This is a genomic window from Halobacillus sp. ABD4_316 (assembly GCF_056161385.1).
In genome coordinates this window covers 36437-54298 of the sequence record NZ_JBSWZA010000006.1, presented here as the reverse complement: position 1 = coordinate 54298, position 17862 = coordinate 36437, and the positions used below count along the sequence as shown (strand labels likewise).

At 48.2% G+C, this 17862-nt stretch carries 16 protein-coding genes and 1 riboswitch; of the genes, 10 read left to right on the top strand and 6 right to left on the bottom strand.

The annotated features are described in order from the left end of the window. Positions 1–42: 42 nt before the first annotated feature. Positions 43–825 carry a carbon-nitrogen family hydrolase gene (locus ACXAJH_RS18080; protein ID WP_474994874.1) on the top strand — a complete coding sequence of 261 codons (783 nt, stop codon included), beginning with the start codon at positions 43–45 and terminating at the stop codon, positions 823–825. Between the two features lie 123 nt (positions 826–948). On the opposite strand, the gene ACXAJH_RS18075 is transcribed toward ACXAJH_RS18080, so the two are convergent. Beyond that, positions 949–2025, bottom strand: coding sequence for a nitric oxide synthase oxygenase (locus tag ACXAJH_RS18075; RefSeq protein WP_474967146.1), 1077 nt, complete (start codon positions 2023–2025; stop codon positions 949–951). Positions 2026–2092: 67 nt separating this feature from the next. Then, positions 2093–3424, bottom strand: a complete 1332-nt coding sequence (locus ACXAJH_RS18070; protein ID WP_474967145.1) for an FAD-dependent oxidoreductase — start codon at positions 3422–3424, stop codon at positions 2093–2095. Between the two features lie 149 nt (positions 3425–3573). Between ACXAJH_RS18070 and ACXAJH_RS18065 the strand changes: the two genes are divergently transcribed. Beyond that, the gene (locus ACXAJH_RS18065) at positions 3574–4746 is read left to right on the top strand and encodes an aminotransferase class I/II-fold pyridoxal phosphate-dependent enzyme (RefSeq protein WP_474994873.1); all 1173 of its coding nucleotides are present in this window, start codon (positions 3574–3576) and stop codon (positions 4744–4746) included. 158 nt (positions 4747–4904) lie between these two features. After that, positions 4905–5072 carry a hypothetical protein gene (locus ACXAJH_RS18060; RefSeq protein WP_474967143.1) on the top strand — a complete coding sequence of 56 codons (168 nt, stop codon included), beginning with the start codon at positions 4905–4907 and terminating at the stop codon, positions 5070–5072. 135 nt (positions 5073–5207) lie between these two features. Here ACXAJH_RS18060 and ACXAJH_RS18055 read toward each other — a convergent pair whose 3' ends face one another. Together ACXAJH_RS18055 and ACXAJH_RS18050 are read right to left on the bottom strand one after the other, a co-directional pair. After that, positions 5208–6662 carry an aldehyde dehydrogenase family protein gene (locus ACXAJH_RS18055; RefSeq protein WP_474967142.1) on the bottom strand — a complete coding sequence of 485 codons (1455 nt, stop codon included), beginning with the start codon at positions 6660–6662 and terminating at the stop codon, positions 5208–5210. Positions 6663–6737: 75 nt separating this feature from the next. After that, positions 6738–7187 carry a GNAT family N-acetyltransferase gene (locus ACXAJH_RS18050; RefSeq protein WP_474990862.1) on the bottom strand — a complete coding sequence of 150 codons (450 nt, stop codon included), beginning with the start codon at positions 7185–7187 and terminating at the stop codon, positions 6738–6740. 118 nt (positions 7188–7305) lie between these two features. On the opposite strand from ACXAJH_RS18050, the gene ACXAJH_RS18045 reads away from it, so the two are divergent. After that, on the top strand, positions 7306–8682 hold the full coding sequence (locus tag ACXAJH_RS18045) for a DUF2254 domain-containing protein (protein WP_474972251.1): 1377 nt from the start codon (positions 7306–7308) through the stop codon (positions 8680–8682). 125 nt (positions 8683–8807) lie between these two features. Continuing rightward, entirely contained in the window at positions 8808–9692 is an 885-nt protein-coding gene (locus tag ACXAJH_RS18040; RefSeq protein WP_474994871.1) for a cation diffusion facilitator family transporter, read from the top strand. Between the two features lie 35 nt (positions 9693–9727). On the opposite strand, the gene ACXAJH_RS18035 is transcribed toward ACXAJH_RS18040, so the two are convergent. Then, the gene (locus tag ACXAJH_RS18035; RefSeq protein WP_474970328.1) at positions 9728–10153 is read right to left on the bottom strand and encodes a pyridoxamine 5'-phosphate oxidase family protein; all 426 of its coding nucleotides are present in this window, start codon (positions 10151–10153) and stop codon (positions 9728–9730) included. A 209-nt stretch (positions 10154–10362) separates the two neighbouring features. Between ACXAJH_RS18035 and ACXAJH_RS18030 the strand changes: the two genes are divergently transcribed. Then, a complete protein-coding gene (locus tag ACXAJH_RS18030; RefSeq protein WP_474967138.1) occupies positions 10363–11253 on the top strand; it encodes an alpha/beta hydrolase in 891 nt (296 codons plus the stop codon). 34 nt (positions 11254–11287) lie between these two features. Here the strand turns inward: ACXAJH_RS18030 and ACXAJH_RS18025 are convergent, their stop codons facing one another. After that, positions 11288–11971: a class I SAM-dependent methyltransferase gene (locus ACXAJH_RS18025; RefSeq protein WP_474994869.1), complete on the bottom strand. Its 684-nt coding sequence runs from the start codon at positions 11969–11971 to the stop codon at positions 11288–11290. Between the two features lie 192 nt (positions 11972–12163). Next, a riboswitch (cobalamin riboswitch) is annotated at positions 12164–12337 on the top strand. Positions 12338–12470: 133 nt separating this feature from the next. Between ACXAJH_RS18025 and ACXAJH_RS18020 the strand changes: the two genes are divergently transcribed. From ACXAJH_RS18020 to ACXAJH_RS18005, 4 genes are all read left to right on the top strand, one after another. Further along, positions 12471–14702, top strand: a complete 2232-nt coding sequence (locus ACXAJH_RS18020; RefSeq protein ID WP_474994867.1) for a ribonucleoside-diphosphate reductase subunit alpha — start codon at positions 12471–12473, stop codon at positions 14700–14702. Positions 14703–14719: 17 nt separating this feature from the next. Continuing rightward, complete coding sequence (locus ACXAJH_RS18015) at positions 14720–15757, top strand: ribonucleotide-diphosphate reductase subunit beta (RefSeq protein ID WP_474967135.1); 1038 nt, start codon at positions 14720–14722, stop codon at positions 15755–15757. Positions 15758–15944: 187 nt separating this feature from the next. Then, a complete protein-coding gene (locus ACXAJH_RS18010; RefSeq protein ID WP_474967134.1) occupies positions 15945–16286 on the top strand; it encodes a P-II family nitrogen regulator in 342 nt (113 codons plus the stop codon). A gap of 24 nt (positions 16287–16310) precedes the next feature. Beyond that, on the top strand, positions 16311–17708 hold the full coding sequence (locus ACXAJH_RS18005; RefSeq protein WP_474972256.1) for an ammonium transporter: 1398 nt from the start codon (positions 16311–16313) through the stop codon (positions 17706–17708). Positions 17709–17862 lie beyond the last annotated feature (154 nt).

Below are 17862 nucleotides of genomic sequence, written 5' to 3'. Positions count from 1 at the left end.
TCAGAATTATTTGATACACTAGGAAAAAATGAGGTGATGATAATGAAAACGAAGATCGCTATGATTCAAATGGATATTGCCTTCGGTGATCCGTCTGCCAACCGGAATACGGCGCAGGCCAAAATAAAAGAAGCGGCCGACCAGGGAAGTACTTTGATCCTGCTTCCAGAGCTTTGGACAACCGGGTATGACCTGACACGCCTTGAAGAAATCGCTGAAGACCTGGAAGGGCCGACCCACCAGCTGCTGAAGAAGCTTGCCCGCGACCACAGGGTAACCATTGCAGGTTCCATTGCTGAACGGGACAAGGAGGCCTTTTATAATACGATGGTCGCTTACAATGAAAACGGAGAACGTGTGCTGAACTATCGTAAAGTCCACTTATTCCGTCTGATGGACGAAGAAAAATATCTGGAGTCCGGAGACTCGCAGGGAAACTTCCACTTACATAACATCCCGCTGGCAGGGGCCATCTGCTACGACATCCGCTTCCCTGAATGGATGCGTACGAAAATGCTCGGCGGAGCCCGCGGCCTGTTGGTTGTCGCAGAATGGCCGAAGCCCCGCGTCGATCACTGGCGCAGTTTGTTGATCAGCCGCGCAATTGAAAACCAATGCTTCGTCATGGCCTGCAACCGCTCCGGTTCCGACCCGAATAATACATTCGGAGGTCACTCGCTCATCATTGATCCATGGGGGACGATTGCAGCCGAAGGAGGGCTGGACGAAGAAATCGTATACGGAGAAGTCGATTTTTCCGAGGTGGAGGCGATCCGGAAGCAGATTCCGATTTTCCAGGACCGACGTCCTGACCTCTATCAATGATTTCGTTGATATCTACCAAAAAAAATGGTGACCGGCATAAAATCATGGATATACGGAAAATTAAATCGATATCCACCTGATCCATTAAAAAACCGCCGGGCCTTCATAGGTCCGACGGTTTTCTTATTCATAGGCTGGCGTTTGATAGAAATAATTCGGTGAATCCATCCGGTTTTCATAGGAAGAATGGAAAATGTGCGTCGCGGCGGGCGATACAGGCGGAATCAACCATGTCCAATCACCTGTCGCCTGACGTCCACATTTATTTTCTTTCTGTTCAAACCGTTGAAACTGCTTGGCAGCTGTATGATGATCGACGATATTCACACCATCCATCTGGTAGGAATGAAGAACGGCCTGATTCAATTCGATCAAGGCCCGGTCCTTCCATAACGATGTATTGCGGCGCGTATTCAGCCCCATCGCTTCAGCGACTGCCGGGAGCAGATTATAACGGAATTCATCAGCCAGGTTACGGGCTCCGATTTCCGTTTCCATATACCACCCGTTGAACGGGGCTGCAGTATAATTCAACCCGCCGATTTCAAGACGCATATCGGAAATAATGGGGACAGCATACCATTTCAACTCCAAATCCTTAAACCAGTCAAAATCCGGATGTCTCAGCGGGACTTCTAAAATTTTCTCCTTAGGAATTTCAAACCACTGCGGCTGCCCATGATCCGCTTCAATGACTAAAGGAAGAACATCATAAGCCGTTCCTTCCCCCTGCCATCCAAGTTCCTGACAGCGTTTAGTGAATTCCACGGAAGCTGGATCCCCGGTCACCTTCCCATTTTCTTCATAGCCGGCGTACCGGATCAGCTGGTGATTCCAAAGCCGGATCTGGTGCTCTTCCGTTTCCGGTTTGAAAATGGTGATTGTTGAACGGATGCGTCCTCCATTTGTAGCGTAATCGATATGGTCATACAAGGCATCCCGCATAGCTTCGGCTGTATCAAGATGGCGGGCATCAAAGACGCGCAGCGTATCCCAGAACAGGCGGCCGATACAACGGTTGCTGTTCCGCCATGCCACCTTGGCACCGAATTCCAATTCCGTAGAGGTATGGGTATAAGTACCTTCCTCGTCGATGGACTGCCGGACTTCATCCAGTCGGTCCTCCACTCCGGAAAGTTGTTGCTCATAGTAGAACAGGCGGATGAATTCCTCCGCCTTTGTATAGAGATCTGTATTCACAGCATGACATCCTCCTGTAGGTTGCTCATCCCCCATCCTACCATATTCCCATAGAATCCCCTATCAATCAGTCTGCTTTACGTGCCGCCTGCTGGATCGGATCCCATACGCTGTTATAAGGAGGCGCATAGCTGAGATCCAGATCCTGCAGATCATCCACCTTCATTTTGTGGAACAAGGCGGTGGCAAGGACGTCGATCCGTTTATCCACCCCGTCCTTTCCAATGATTTGACCACCCAGAAGCTGGCGGGTTTCCGCATCGTAAATCACTTTTACAGTCATCGGGTTATCCTTGGAGTAGTAACCCGCTTCATGTGTGGATTGGACAGTCTTCGTCTTCACTGAAAATTGCTCCTGTTCGGCTTCCCTTACGGACAGGCCGGTGCGCCCGAGCGTCAAGTCGAAAAATTTCAAAATGGATGTGCCTGTAATTCCACGGAAAGGTGTACGGACGCCTGCCATATTCAATCCTGCGATCTGCCCCTGTTTGTTGGCATGGGTCCCCAGCGGGATGTAATCCATCTTTTCCTTGACCCGGTGATATTGAACGGCACAGTCACCCGCGGCATAAATGTCCAGAATGCTGGTTTCCATAAAAGCATTCACGGCTACAGCGTCTTTGATCCCTTTGTATATGCCTGTCCCTTCAAGAAATGATGTATTGGGTGTCACACCAGCAGCCACAAGAACGAGATCCGTTGCATACGTTCCTTTGTCCGTGACAACGGTTTCCACCTGTTCATCCCCCCTGAATCCTTCGACAGATTCATTGAGATGGAGTTCCAGACCATTTGTGCGGGCCTCCTCATGCACCAGTTCTCCCATGTCTTCATCAAAAATTTTCGCAAGCTGAGCACCACGGTCAATGATTCTCACCTGTTTTCCAAGGGCGCGGTAGCTTTCCGCCATTTCAAGACCGATATACCCTCCCCCGATAATCGTTACATGTTCTGTCTCTTCCGTCGTTCCTGCCATGATTTCCTCAATATCAGGAATGGTCTTCAACGTATAAATCCCGTCCAGATGCCGTCCATTCCACGGTGGGACGATGGGGGATGCACCGGAAGCAATCAAGAGCTTATCGTACGTGATTTCCACCTGCTCGTCACCGTCAAGGTTTCTGGCGTAGATTTTTTTCCGGTCACAATCCACCTGTTCCACTTCGTGACGGATGCGTACATCAATGCCGTATTTCTCACGGAAGGTTTCCGGTTTTCTTGCAATGAGGTCTTCCGTTGAATCCACCACACCTTTCAGTACATAGGGCAGACCACACTGGCCGTATGAAGTAATCTCCCCTTTCTCCAGTACTGTAATGGTACTGCCTTCTGTGTTACGGACGATCTGCATCGCCGCACTCATACCGGCCGCATCGCCGCCAATGATCACATAATCCATTCTTCCCACTCCTTTTCCTGTTTGCAGACGTTCCTTCTATCTTTACTTCTTTACCATTAATGTTCCCACTCAAACTTCCGTCATGTTACACTGTCTATATTATCTTTTTGTTCGACTTTTCCAAAAACATATGTCTGAGGTGACCATCCATGAAAGAATTCCAAACATCCAAAGCCATCCAGCGTCTGCCGGATCAATTTTTCGCAACGCTGATTGATAAATTAAATGCCTATGAAAATAAAGGCTGGGACACTATTAACCTCGGTCAGGGGAACCCGGATCAGCCGACTCCTGATCACATTGTTGAATCCTTGAAGGAAGCTGCCGACAACCCTGAATTTCATCAGTACCCTCCTTTCCACGGATATCCGTTCTTTAAGGAAGCGATCGCTGAGTTTTACAAGCGCGAGTATGATGTAGACCTGGACCCTGAAACAGAGATCGCCATCATGCCCGGCAGTAAAACCGGCCTGGTGGAGTTAAGCCAGTGCTTCCTTGATCCTGGAGATGTCGCGCTCGTGCCTGATCCCGGGTACCCGGATTATTGGTCAGGAATCGAAATGGTCGGAGCGGAAATGAAGCCGATGCCGCTGCTGGCTGAAAACCACTTCCTCCCGGACTATGAAGCCATTGATGCCGAAAGCTGGGAAAAAGCCAGGCTTATGTTCCTCAATTATCCGAACAATCCGACCGGGGCAACAGCGGACAAGGCTTTTTACGAAGAAACGATCAAAGAAGCCGAAAATCATGATGTCTGCGTGATTCATGATTTCGCCTATGGAGCCATCGGTTTTGACGGCGTCAAACCGCTTAGTTTCATGCAGGTGGAAGGTGCCAAAAATGTGGGTGTAGAAGTTTACACGATGTCCAAAACCTTTAACATGGCCGGTTGGCGCGTGGCCTTCGCCGTTGGGAACCCCAGCGTTATTAAAGCCATCGAAACCATCCAGGACCACTATTTCTGCAGTATTTTCGGCGGCCTCCAGAAAGCGTCTGCTACAGCCCTCCTAAGTTCCCAGACTGGTGTAGAAGAACTGGCAGCTACGTATGAGCAGCGCCGCGATCTCCTTTTATCCGGCCTGGAAGAGGCTGGATACCATGTAGAGCCGTGCAAAGGTTCATTTTTCGCCTGGCTGCGCGTGCCGGAAGGCTATACCTCCCAGTCCTTTGCGGATGCCCTGCTTGAGGAAACCGGATTGTTTGTGGCCCCCGGCATCGGGTTTGGAGCGAGTGGAGAAGGATATGTGCGTATCGGCTTGAATAATTCAGAAGAAACACTGAAGGAAGCTGTTGTACGCTTCAAAAAATTCGCGGAAAAATAAACCTCAAAAACGCCTGTTCTACAAGGAACAGGCGTTTTTTGTTGAAATTCTTCTTAATCATTTCGATTTTATCGTAAAATAAAAGTTGCACTTTCACTGTAAATCGATTTAAATATATATTATACAAAGATTACACATATCTTATAGGAGGGGTTTGAATGTACGCGCTCATACGAAAAGACAGCAGTGTAATTGAAATCCTCAGGGATCCCATCGACCGGAGAGAGCGGATATTTACTCGCAAAGAAGATGCAAAAGAATATGCCGATAAACTCAACGTGTTAATTGCCCATGGCCCTAAATGGGAAATAGAGAAGTATTTGTAACATCACTCCTCCCTTTCCACTACTATTTATCCTTTTGCAGCCTTCCTGACGGCAGAAGAGTTCTGGAGAACCCACAACGATATCATTCCAAAAAAAGCCCGGACCTTGTTAAAAAGGTCCGGGCTTTTCATTTGATTAAAATGGATATTCACGATAGCCATTCATGACTCCGATCCATTTTACGGTTGTAAATTTGTCGAGGGCCCACTCGCCACCGAAACGACCAAGGCCTGACTCTTTTTCTCCTCCGAAAGCGACATGCGCTTCATCGTTCACAGACTGGTCATTGATGTGAATCATACCCGTTTCCACACGCTTCGCTACTTCAACGCCGCGATGGACGTCACGGGTGAAAACAGACCCACTTAAACCGTAAGGAGAACCATTCGCGACTGTAATCGCTTCTTCCTCCGAAGACACTTTGATGACAGAAGCTACAGGGCCGAACACTTCATTATTGGCAATCGGCATATCGTTGGTGACACCGGTCAGCACCGTCGGCTGCAGAACATTTCCGTCTGCTTCTCCACCTGTAAGTACTTCCGCCCCTTGATCAAGGGTCTTTTGCAGATCTTCCTGTATACGCTCGACAGCATCGCGGTTGATCAATGGTCCGACCGCCGTATCTTTTTCAGAAGGGTCACCGACTTTCAGGCTTTCCACTTTTTGTTTGAACTGCTCGACGAACGCATCATGAACACTTTCATGAACGATGATTCTGTTCAGAGACATGCAGATCTGGCCCTGGTGCAGGAATTTACCGAAAGCAGCGGCCTGCACGGCTTTCTCCACATCTGCATCATCAAGGACGATCATGGCGTTGTTCCCGCCAAGTTCAAGCGCTGTGTCTTTAATGTGTTTACCGGCCAGCTCTCCAATATGGCTGCCCACTTCTGTTGAACCGGTAAAGGAAATCAGCTTAGCGGCTGGGTGAGTAACAAAAGCGTCGCCGATTTCAGATCCACGGCCGACAACAACGTTGATCACACCTTCCGGAAAGCCGGCTTCTTCAAATAAATCAGCAATGAGCAGGCCGGACGTTACCGGTGCATCAGAAGCTGGTTTAACGACGACCGTATTTCCTGTCGCAACAGCCGGCGCAATGGATCTCAAAGCAAGGTGGAATGGGAAGTTCCATGGGCCGATAATGCCGATTACCCCTTTAGGAGAACGGTAGACCCGGTTTTCCTTACCCGGCGTGTTGGACGGAAGAATTGAGCCGGACATTCTCGTCGGGAAACTGGCGGATTCACGGATGATGGACACAGCCGCCTGATATTCTACTTCAGCTTTGACGATCGTACTTCCGGATTCCTTCACAAGCCAGTCGACGATTTCTTCTTTCCGCTCCTGCACGACGTGAAGCAGCTGATCAAAATACGTCTGCTTCTCGGCAGGCAGCGTTGTCATCCAGCCTTCCTGCGCCTGGACAGCCGCGTCATATGCCTCATTCAAATCGTCTTGGTTGGCGGACGGGATCGATGCGATGGACTGCTCTGTATATGGATTGACATTCTCTACAAATTTCTCACTGGAGCCATTTTTCCATTGGCCATTGATATATTGTTTCGTAAATGTTTGTGGACTCATTTCTCAATTACCTCCATTCAGGAACTATACAGGGCTATCATTCCCGCCTGGATGCCTTTCAAACATTTGGACACTTTACAAATTCTTCTTCATATCCACGTGGGGAATGCCGTCTTCAAGATAGACGCCGGTCATTTCCTCAAATCCGAAAGAAGCGTAAAACCCTCTTAAATGTTCCTGTCCTGAAAGCCAGATGTGATCGGTATGGTAATTCGTTTCGACAGCTTGAATGGCCTTATCCATCAACTTCCGTGCCGTTCCTTTTCCACGATAATCCTTATGTACAATGACACGGCCGATGCTGTAGGAGTTATTACCCTCAACCGGGGGGACGATCCGGCAGTAAGCAGCCACTCTTCCTTCATCCTCCATCCAGATGTGCAGGCATTCGGGGTCACGTCCGTCAATTTCCGGATACGGACATTCCTGCTCTACGACGAATACCTCGACGCGTAATTTCAAGATGCTGTACAGTTCCTCCTTTGTCAGCTGCTCATACGTTTTTTCCATCCAGTTCAAGTCCATTCCTGATCACTCTCCCTCTATTTTCCTACAATTATGACGGTTTTAACAAAAGAAGGAAAGGGAATTATAAAATGGTCTCTTTCATAACGATTCCACTCAAAAAAAGGAGGGAACACCCATGCTTTTGAAGATACTCCCGATATCTTTACGTAAATATTTTGAGATGTCGAAGCGTCAGCGGAAACATGAAATCCAAATGACCATTTGGTATATGCCGCTCATTTATATTGCCGCTTCGATTCTTTTCGTCATAGCCACCCTGTATCTGGACTTGTCTTTTCAGCTGGAACAATATACACATGAGTTCTTCCGGATTAATGCCGACATCACACGAATGCTCGTCAGTACTCTGATCGGCGGAATTCTTACATTGAGTGCCTTTACATTGAACTCCCTGCTTGTTGTGCTTACAACTTTCAGCGGACAATTCTCTCCAAGGATGCTTATTAACTTTGTTTCTGATAAACGGACCCAGCATGCTCTGGGTATTTTTAATGGGAACTTTGTTTACGTGCTTCTTGTATTCCTTTTCATCGGGAATACCGAATATGAGTATTTTGTGGCCGTCCCGACCATTACGATTCTCATGGCCTTTACTTCATCTGTGACGTTTATTTACTTCATCAACCATGCGACAACATGGATGCAGGTACATAACATCACGGACTCCATGAAGCAGTCATCGGAGAAAATCATCAATCAGACACTCCGAAAAGACCTTGAAGCTCACCGCTGTGAAAACCCGGACAATCTGCTGGAGGATTATCAGGAAAAGACGTTCCCTATCAGTGCTGTTCAATCCGGATATGTCCAGCTTGTCGATTACCAGACGATGATCGAAGAAGCTCGGAAAGATAACATTATCGTTCAATTCAAAGCACAGGTCGGTGATTATATCCTGCGGGGAAATGAACTGATCAGCTACTGGGGGCCTGGAGCTGATCATATCGAAAAGGAGAAATACATCCGGATGATCAGCATCGGCTATAAGGAGACGGAGCTGCAGGACCTGCAGATGGGGATGCATAAGCTTGCCGAAATTGCGATCAAATCCATCAGCAATGATGATCCCAAAACGGCTTCCAATACCATTTACCGCATGTCAGAACTGATGCTCACCGTCGAAGATTATATTACCTTCACCCCTTACTTGATGGATAAGGACGGGCAGGTTCGTGTCATCCTGCTTTCCGAATCCTTTGAGTACTACATCTACCGGGGTTTCGGCTATATCCGGCATTATGCCCGGGACAACCATCTGATTATTACCGACCTTGTCGGTTCAATCGCATCTATTGCTGAATCCATTGATGAATCCAAACACGAAATGCTTTGGGAATTTGCCTGCAATACCATTGATCACATTGAAGAGAAAGTCATTTATGAACTCGACAAAACCTTCCTGCTTCAAGAGATGGAGAGGCTCGCCATGACGACAGGGCATAAGCTTGACTATTACCATATCTACCGACGTTTTTACCCAGTCGATGGCTGAAAGGCATGGCAGGAGAAGAGGAGTCTCCCCCCTCAGGGGGAACGATGGAAAATCGTTTGACAACCTCTTCTTCTTTGCTTATTTTTAATATATGAACATATATTCATATAAAGGGAGGTTTAAGGATGGGTCATCACCATCATCATCACGCAGACTCGACAACCGGAAAAATCAAAACCGCTTTTTTTCTGAATTTCGCTTTTACCATAATTGAAATCATCGGCGGATTGTTAACGAATAGTATGGCGATATTATCCGATGCGCTGCATGACCTCGGAGACTCGCTCTCTCTAGGCCTTGCATGGTTTTTACAGAAGTTCTCCAAAAAAAGAACATCCGAAAGCTTTTCCTTCGGCTACCGTCGCTTCTCCCTTCTGGCCGCTCTTATCAATAGTATCGTCCTGATCGTAGGATCCATTTTCATATTCGTCGAAGCCGTTCCCCGGCTTTTTGATCCCCCTGAACCCCATGCCGGGGGGATGCTGGCCGTGGCCATTCTCGGCATCGTCATTAACGGAGCTGCCGTTTTCCGTCTGCGCGGCGGGGATTCCATGAACCAGAAAGTTCTGACATGGCACCTTCTTGAGGATGTCCTCGGGTGGATCGCTGTTCTCATCGCCAGTGTTATCATGATGTTCTTTGACGTACCGATCCTGGACCCTGTGGCTTCCATTGGAATCACTCTGTTTATTTTGTATAATGTCGTCAAAAATCTTGTCCAAACGATGAAGCTGTTTCTGGAAGCTGTTCCATCTGATGTGGACCTTAAACAAATCATCAAAAAAATCGATGACCTTCCAGGGGTGTTATCCAGCCATCATACCCACCTGTGGTCTCTTGATGGGGAAAACCATGCTTTTTCCACCCACGTAGTCGTGGCAGGAAATGCGGGGAAACAGGAGATCTGTTCCATTAAGGAAGGGGTAAAAAACACACTGACATCCATCCAGCTGGAGCACATAACAATTGAAGTTGAATACGAAGACGATCCATGTGGGCTGGAAACCTAAAAACAGCAGGCTCGACAGCCTGCTGTTTGTTGTTCTTATAATTCCAGGGTTTCCGGTGTATGGGAACCTTTGTTCATGTAACGGATTGTTTCCGGGAGGATTTCAAGAACGACAAATTCAGGATCATCCTTGCCATCGAACCATCGTGTCATCTCATCATTCCAAATCCACTCTTTAATCTCCTGATCACTGCGGATTTTCGCCTGCCCTTGTACTTCCAGGTAGGTATCGCCGTAGCCTTCTCCTTCATATCCCAGAAGGATATGAACGTGTGGATTTCCCTCGATCTCCTCCGCTTTATGTGTTTCTTTGCTCGTCGGGGTGAAAAACGTGAAATTCTCGTCGTTGAAAAAAGTCATGTAACGGGTGTGCGGTTTGCTGTCCTTTACCGTAGCCAGTGTTCCAACTTTATGATTATCCATCAGTTGATGGATCTGCTGCTTCAATTCTTCCTGATTCAATGTCATGCTCCTTTCCACTTTTCATTTCTTTGATTTCACAGTCAGTTTTCCCCGAAATATTGGAAGTAAACCAAAAAGTGTGCCGGGATAAATCATTGACATGAAGTTCACACCACCGGGGTATAGTACATCTATGCGCAGCGCCCACCCGGGTCTGTGCTAAAATAAAAAGAAACGATCATCTAACAGAAGGAACAGGAGGAAGTGTGTTGAATCGGCAGCTGTTTACAAAAAAATGGAGCCTCATTTTCATAGGCTCGGTTTTTATCGGTCTTCTCATATTTTTTATAAGCGCAAAATCAAGCAGCTCTGAACCGGTGGAACGCTCTGAGCTGACACCGACATTGTTTGTACATGGATATAAAGGCGGCCCGCGCAGCTTTCAGTCGATGATAGACCGGATGGAAAACCTTCAATGGGGGAAAAAACATATGACCATTTATGTTTCTGCATCCGGTATGGTATCGATTCAAGGAAACTTCTCCAGTACACCCCGCCCATTTGTCCAGGTACTTTTCGAAAACAACCGGGCAAGCATCCAGGACCAGACGTACTGGCTTCAGCAGGTGATGAAGAAGCTGCGGACGGAACATAAGATCCAGCAGGTGAATCTAGTCGGTCATTCGATGGGCGGCCTGGCTTCTGCCGGGTACCTCATGTCAGAGTCCGACCTGCCGGCGCCTAAGGTCGAAAAACTGGCCGTCATTGCAAGTCCGTTCAATGGCATTAAAAAGGAAGGCTACTTTGCGTCCAACTACGGGGAGGCGACCACAGATCTCCAGCCCGGGTCAGAAGCTCTCCGACAGATGGAAGAAAACAAGGAAAACTTCCCGCCCGAAATTGAAGTGCTTGCCATTGCGGGCGTCATCAACGGAACGGAACCGGAAGAAGACCATTGGGATGGACTCGTCCACTCTTCCAGTGTCAGCAGACTGGAGAAGATTGTTCCCTTCGGTCAGTACAAAGAGGAGCTGATTTTCAACAATCTGGCCACACATTCCGGTCTGCATGAGCTTGCAGAAGTGGACCGGATGCTTGCCGTTTTCCTTTGGGATGAAACGGACGAAGATAACCTTAACTCTTTTGACGAGCATTTATAGTCCACACTCCCGGCACCTGTTCATAGGTGCCGGTTTATTTTTTCTCCAAAATGAACAGCCACATAAATGTCAGCGCCTGCTTCAAATCCTCATCAAGATCGGCAAGCAGGTGAGGTTCCACCCCTCTTTTATAAACGCCTTCTCCATCGATTACTTCCCAGCCATTTTCAACAGCCAGCTGCTGTAATTCCCATGGCATCATCGTATTGCAGATCACCTTTTCCCCATACAGCCTCCGGTAGCTGTTCACTCTCGGCATTGCTGTCGGGCCAAGAAGCCCTATACAGAGGCGTCCACCCGGCTTCAGCACCCGCTTCATTTCCTCCAGCCCCGCTGCAGGTACTTCTGTCCATTCCAGTGAATTAACAGCCATTCCGCCATCGAACTGTTCATCTTCAAAAGGCAGATCCGCCAAATCGCCCTGCACAAACCTCAGCTGCGCATGATCGTCCACCCGTTGATTGGCCTTGTTCACCATATCTTTGGAAAGGTCCACGCCTGTCACGTCATACCCTTCCTTGGATAACATATAGGAACCGTATCCATCTCCACAGCCAAGGTCCGCAATTGTGCCGGCCGGCAGATATTTTTTCACAAAAGGGACAATGCTCTTCCTGCTTCCCTCTTCCCACATGGTGCGGCTCTTTTCTCCCCACATATCTGAACGGCTGTCCCATTGGCGTTCTGCTTCCTTATGCCAGTTAAATGTTTCACTCATTCTGAACCCTCCTGAAAAATTTTTCTCCCACTTTCATTATAGTATATAAAACCGCGCCACTCACTGGTTTCCCTTATCGAAAAAAGGGGAATCCTACCAACCATCCAAAAGAAAAGAGTTGCATGATTCATCCACCCACGTTATGATAAAAACACTAGATAAGCTATTAAATAACAACAAAAACACTATATATAGTATGAACGAATCGAAGATGCCACAAGGCTTAATAGGGAATCCGGTGAAAAACCGGAGCTGCCCCCGCAACTGTCAGCACTCGCGAAACGGTAAAACCACTGTGCCACGCACGGGAAGGACCGGAGTAAGAACGAGTGTCAGCCAGGAGACCTGTCTTCATTCGTCGCAGTTTCAACTTCTTCGGGGATTGAGAAGATGAAGCGATGAAATGAAAGAGCCTTGTCTCTTCCTTTTTTTCGTTTCATGGTTTCATCCGCTCACCCCCAAAGAGCGGTTTTTTTTATGAAAAAAAAGGAGTGACACTATGGCTGCCACATTAACGACGACAAGCTGGACGAACAAGATTCAACAATGGAAGGACGACTTTCCTCAGCTTCCCCTGGACGATTTTTTAGAAAAGCAGTCTTCACAGATCGCAGACAAACCCTATGATGAACAGGCAGATGCCCTTATCCTCGAGTGCCTCGCCGAAATAGATGAAGCGGCACCGGACTGGACTTATGCGGCCAGCCGGATCCTGCTCACCCGTATGTACGAATCATCTGCAGGGAACCGCAGCACAACGAAGGCCTATCAAAATTTTCATGGCTTGATTGAGACGTTGATCGAGAAACAGATTTACACACACAAGCTGCTCACTTATTACAAAAAAGAAGAACTGGATGAACTGGAACAGGTTATCACGCCGGAACGGGATCACTTATTTACGTATATCGGTCTGAAAACGCTGTCGGACCGTTATTTGGCAAAAAGTAAGTCCGGGGAGATTTTCGAGCTCCCTCAAGAGCGTTTTATGATTATTGCCATGGTTTTAATGGCTCAGGAAGATGAAAACAAGCGTCTCTCTCTTGTGAAGGAAGCGTACTGGGCTCTCAGTCACCTGTACATGACCGTTGCTACCCCGACCCTTTCCAACGCCGGAAAGAGATATGGACAGTTAAGCTCCTGTTTCATTGATACCATCGATGATTCTCTCCAGTCCATCTATGACAGCAACACAGACATTGCCAATTTGAGCAAGCATGGCGGGGGCATCGGTGTGTACTTAGGTAAAATCCGCAGCCGCGGCAGCGATATCCGTGGATTCAAAGGCGTTTCCTCAGGGGTCCTTCCATGGATGAAACAGTTGAACAACACCGCGGTCAGCGTGGATCAGCTCGGCCAGCGTCAGGGAGCGGTCGCCGTGTATCTGGACGTATGGCATAAGGATATCTTCCCGTTTCTGGACAGCCGGCTGAACAACGGAGATGAACGTCAGCGCACCCACGATTTGTTTACAGGGGTATCCATCCCCGACTTATTTATGGAAGCGGTGGAAAACCGGGAGGACTGGTATTTATTCGATCCTCACGAAGTTCGTACGGTTATGGGCTTTTCTCTGGAAGACCACTTTGATGAACATAAAGGAGCCGGTTCTTTCCGGGAAAAATACCAGGCCTGTATCGAAAACCCTGATTTGTCCAGGGAAAAAGTACCCGCCATTGAAATTATGAAGCGGATCATGATCGGTCAGCTGGAAACCGGGACCCCTTACATGTTCTATCGGGATGAAGTGAACCGTATGAACCCCAACAGCCATCAGGGCATGGTTTACTGCAGTAACCTCTGTACAGAAATTGCCCAGAATCAAAAAGCGACTGTGCAGGAGGAACAGTATGTCGAGGACGGAAAAATCATTTCGGTAAAAACCCCGGGGGATTTTGTCGTCTGTAACCTGTCCAGTGTCAACTTAGGCCGTGCCGTTCCTGCGGGCGTTATGAAGCGCCTCGTAAGCATCCAGGTTCGTATGCTGGATAATGTCATTGAACAAAATACGATTCCTGTCCTTCAAGCGCAGTTAACAAACCATTCCTACCGCGGCGTCGGTCTCGGTACCTTCGGCTGGGCACACCTTCTCGCCAAGAAGCAGCTGGACTGGGAATCAGATGAGGCTCTCGGATATACATCGGAGGTATATGAAGCGCTTGCCTATCACGCCATTGAAGCAAGCAGTGAGCTGGCCGCTGAAAAAGGAAGCTATCCATATTTCGAGGGATCCGACTGGGAAACCGGAGAATTTTTTGTTAAACGGTCGTTTGACCAGGAAGGCACGTGGAACTGGAAAGCCCTGCAGAAGAAAGTCTCCCAGCAAGGCATGAGAAACGGTTATTTGATGGCTGTGGCGCCAAACTCCAGTACCTCCTTAATTGCCGGCAGTACAGCAAGTATTGATCCGGTATTCAAGAAATTCTACTCCGAAGAAAAGAAAAATTATAAAATCCCGGTGACAGCTCCCGAACTGAACCATGAAACCTACGGGTACTATCCATCCGCTTATGATGTGGATCAGCACGCAAGCATCCGCCAGAACGGCATCCGCCAGAAATATATCGATCAGTCCATTTCCTTCAACCTGTATGTCAGAAATACTATTCAGGCCAAGGAACTGCTTGCGCTGCATATGGATGCATGGAAAAACGGTCTGAAAACCACTTACTATACCCGCTCCACTTCAAGTTCCGGAGACTTTGATGCTTGTGAAAGCTGCTCATCGTAAAAAGGAGACCAAGACTTATGGAAACATTAAACAAACGAAAGTTAGTCGACCACGAAGCACCTAATGCGTCCACCGGAATCGTCAACGGACGCAGCTCCAATATATTGAACTGGGATGACACCCGCTATCCGTGGGCCTACCCGATGTATAAAACGATGCTCGCCAACTTCTGGATTCCGAGTGAAATCAACATGAGCAACGACCTGAAGCAGTGGCCGGAGCTGAGCGCCCAGGAACAGGAATCGTTCAAGAAGATTATCGGCCTGCTCGCTTTTCTGGATTCGGTCCAGACTGATTACTCAGGAAAAATCTCGGATTATCTAACCGATTCCAGTTTGTCCGCTCTCATGCAGGTGCTGGCGTTCCAGGAAGTTGTCCATAACCAGTCCTACTCTTATGTCCTGTCCTCCCTCGTAGACCAGCAGGAACAGGAAAAGATTTTTGAATACTGGAAGCACGATGACGTCCTGATGGAGCGCAATCAGTTCATTACCGACGGCTATCAGGATTTCATTGATGACCCCTCCCTGGATTCCTTTTTGAAATCCATCGTCTATGACGTCGTCCTGGAAGGACTGTTTTTCTATGCCGGGTTCGCCTTTTTCTATAACCTTGCCCGTAATCAGAAAATGGTCTCCACCAGTACGATGATCAACTACATTAATCGCGATGAACAGATTCACGTGAGCTTGTTCACGCGGATATTCAATGAGACGTTGAATGAAAACCCTCAGCTTGATGCCGATGCTTACCGTGAATTCGCGAAAGAAACGTTCAAAACTGCGACAGAGCTTGAGATCAAATGGGGACGCCACCTTATCGGAGATCAGTTTCCGGGCATACCGATGGATGATCTTGAAGATTATATCCGCTATATCGCAAACAAACGGTGCCGGATGCTTGGCACGGATAAGCCTTACCCTGAACAGGATACAAATCCATTCAAGTGGATCCGTGCCTATCAGGACGTGGATGAAGGAAAATCGGATTTCTTCGAACAGAAATCCAGGCAATATACAAAAGTATCCGATACGAACGGATTTGATGACTTATAAGCCTGCCGAAAAGCCTGCCGGGGACCCTTGCGTTCCGGCAGGCTTTTTTCTCCCCTCACGAACATGTCAACTTTCCTTACATATTTACAATAAAGGTGTTGATTTTTCAGAATATTTCTTATATAGTAAATAACAACTACTACGCATGTCATATTTCCTGACATGAATATGAGGAGGAAATGAGCTTATGAAAAAGGTCGAAGCCATCATCCGTCCCGAAGCTTTCCAAGAGCTCCGGCAGCAGCTGGACGCCCTCGGAGTCAAGGGGCTTACCGTTTCAGAAGTAGCTGGATGCGGTCAACAGAAAGGTCAGGAAGGAATCTTCCGTGGGAACCGTTTTGAAATTAAATTGTACCCGAAGGTCAAGGTTGAAATGGTCATTGAGAACCACGAGCTCGGCTCTGTCGTTGATGTCATCCTGGAAGCCTGCGCTACTGATGAAGTCGGGGATGGGAAAATATTCGTATCCACCATCGATGAGGTCTTCCGGATCCGGACAGGGGAAACTGGCAAACAGGCACTTATTTAATTTATAGGAGAGGACGATCCATTTATGAAGAAAGTTATTCCTTTATCACTGCTGGCTCTTTTCAGCTTTCCTGTCGCCGCCAGCGCTCAGACGACCGTAACCGCTGAATCTGTACTTCAATCCGTTGATATGGCCTGGGTAATGATTGCCGCCTTTTTAGTATTCTTTATGCACGCAGGCTTTGCGATGGTCGAATCCGGATTCACACGCTCGAAGAACGCCTTGAATATCCTCATGAAAAATTTCATGACGATGTCGATCGCCGCTGTTCTCTATTTCATTGTTGGTTACGGCATCATGTTCGGATCATCCGGAGGCGGCCTCATCGGTCTAGACGGCTTCCTATTATCCGGACAGGAAGATCAAATCGGATTCTTCGTCTTCCAGGCTGTCTTTGCCGCTACCTGTGCAACCATCATTTCAGGTGCTGTAGCGGAACGTATTAAACTGGGATCCTACCTTTTACTTACGATTGTCATGACTGGTTTCATATATCCTGTTGTCGGCCACTGGGTATGGGGTGGAGGCTGGCTCGCTGAACTTGGGTTCGTAGACTTTGCCGGGTCCACCGTCGTCCACCTCACGGGTGCCCTGGGTGCCGTCACGGCCGTTCTATTCCTCGGACCGCGTATCGGAAAGTACAGTGGAAAAACCGTGAATGTCATTCCTGGACATAACATTCCTCTCGGCGCTCTCGGTGTTTTCATTCTATGGTTCGGCTGGTTCGGGTTCAACGGCGGAAGCACACTGGCTGCCGACCCTTCCCTCGTCCCTTCTGTCATTGCAACTACACTGCTGTCCGCTTCTGCCGGTGTACTCGGGTCAGGTTTCTACTCGTATGCGAAGTTCAAACGTATCGACGCCTCCCTGACATTAAACGGCGCCCTTGCCGGCCTTGTCGGGATCACAGCCGGCACAGCAAACGTTTCCCTGGCCGGAGCCATTGTGATCGGGTTGATTGCCGGTGTCATTCTCGTGGAGGCCGTACAGTTCCTGGACCGCGTCGTACGTATCGATGACCCTGTAGGTGCGATCGCAGTGCACGGCATCTGTGGAATCTGGGGGACATTGGCCGTCGGATTGTTCGCTGTCGAAGGCGGTTTACTATACGGAGACGGAGCATCCCTTCTTGGCATCCAGGCCGTCGGCATACTTGCTGTCATTGCCTGGACAATGGTAACAACTGCTGCTACGGTGGCTGTCATTAAAGCAGTTGTGGGCATCCGCGTTTCCCGTCAGGAAGAAATTGCCGGACTGGACTTCGCCGAACATGGTTCTCAGGCGTATGAAAGCTCCAGAGGAATCTTCAACGAAAACCTTGATTACGGTTCTAAAGATTTCGGAGTCGGATTGCTGCACCGTTTAAATGACCTGCAGTCTGAACAGGCCCCGGAAAAACCGAAGGAAAAAACCGCACAATAAGAGAAAAAGCAGTACCCTGCCCCTGCTATAAGGGATAGATTCACTTCACCGTGAATCTATCCCTTTTTAGTTCCTTTCGTCTATTTTACGAACACACGTTCTTATTTTTCGAAAATTATGGTATCCTTGTAGATAGATACCGTTCCCTATCATA

What these genes read in the sequence shown, in the direction of transcription:
- ACXAJH_RS18080 (WP_474994874.1), top strand. Translation starts at nt 43, where the DNA reads ATGAAAACGAAGATCGCTATGATTCAAATGGATATTGCCTTCGGTGAT.
- ACXAJH_RS18070 (WP_474967145.1), bottom strand. Translation starts at nt 3,424, where the DNA reads ATGGATTATGTGATCATTGGCGGCGATGCGGCCGGTATGAGTGCGGCG.
- ACXAJH_RS18065 (WP_474994873.1), top strand. Translation starts at nt 3,574, where the DNA reads ATGAAAGAATTCCAAACATCCAAAGCCATCCAGCGTCTGCCGGATCAA.
- ACXAJH_RS18060 (WP_474967143.1), top strand. Translation starts at nt 4,905, where the DNA reads ATGTACGCGCTCATACGAAAAGACAGCAGTGTAATTGAAATCCTCAGG.
- ACXAJH_RS18055 (WP_474967142.1), bottom strand. Translation starts at nt 6,662, where the DNA reads ATGAGTCCACAAACATTTACGAAACAATATATCAATGGCCAATGGAAA.
- ACXAJH_RS18050 (WP_474990862.1), bottom strand. Translation starts at nt 7,187, where the DNA reads ATGGACTTGAACTGGATGGAAAAAACGTATGAGCAGCTGACAAAGGAG.
- ACXAJH_RS18045 (WP_474972251.1), top strand. Translation starts at nt 7,306, where the DNA reads ATGCTTTTGAAGATACTCCCGATATCTTTACGTAAATATTTTGAGATG.
- ACXAJH_RS18040 (WP_474994871.1), top strand. Translation starts at nt 8,808, where the DNA reads ATGGGTCATCACCATCATCATCACGCAGACTCGACAACCGGAAAAATC.
- ACXAJH_RS18025 (WP_474994869.1), bottom strand. Translation starts at nt 11,971, where the DNA reads ATGAGTGAAACATTTAACTGGCATAAGGAAGCAGAACGCCAATGGGAC.
- ACXAJH_RS18020 (WP_474994867.1), top strand. Translation starts at nt 12,471, where the DNA reads ATGGCTGCCACATTAACGACGACAAGCTGGACGAACAAGATTCAACAA.
- ACXAJH_RS18015 (WP_474967135.1), top strand. Translation starts at nt 14,720, where the DNA reads ATGGAAACATTAAACAAACGAAAGTTAGTCGACCACGAAGCACCTAAT.
- ACXAJH_RS18010 (WP_474967134.1), top strand. Translation starts at nt 15,945, where the DNA reads ATGAAAAAGGTCGAAGCCATCATCCGTCCCGAAGCTTTCCAAGAGCTC.
- ACXAJH_RS18005 (WP_474972256.1), top strand. Translation starts at nt 16,311, where the DNA reads ATGAAGAAAGTTATTCCTTTATCACTGCTGGCTCTTTTCAGCTTTCCT.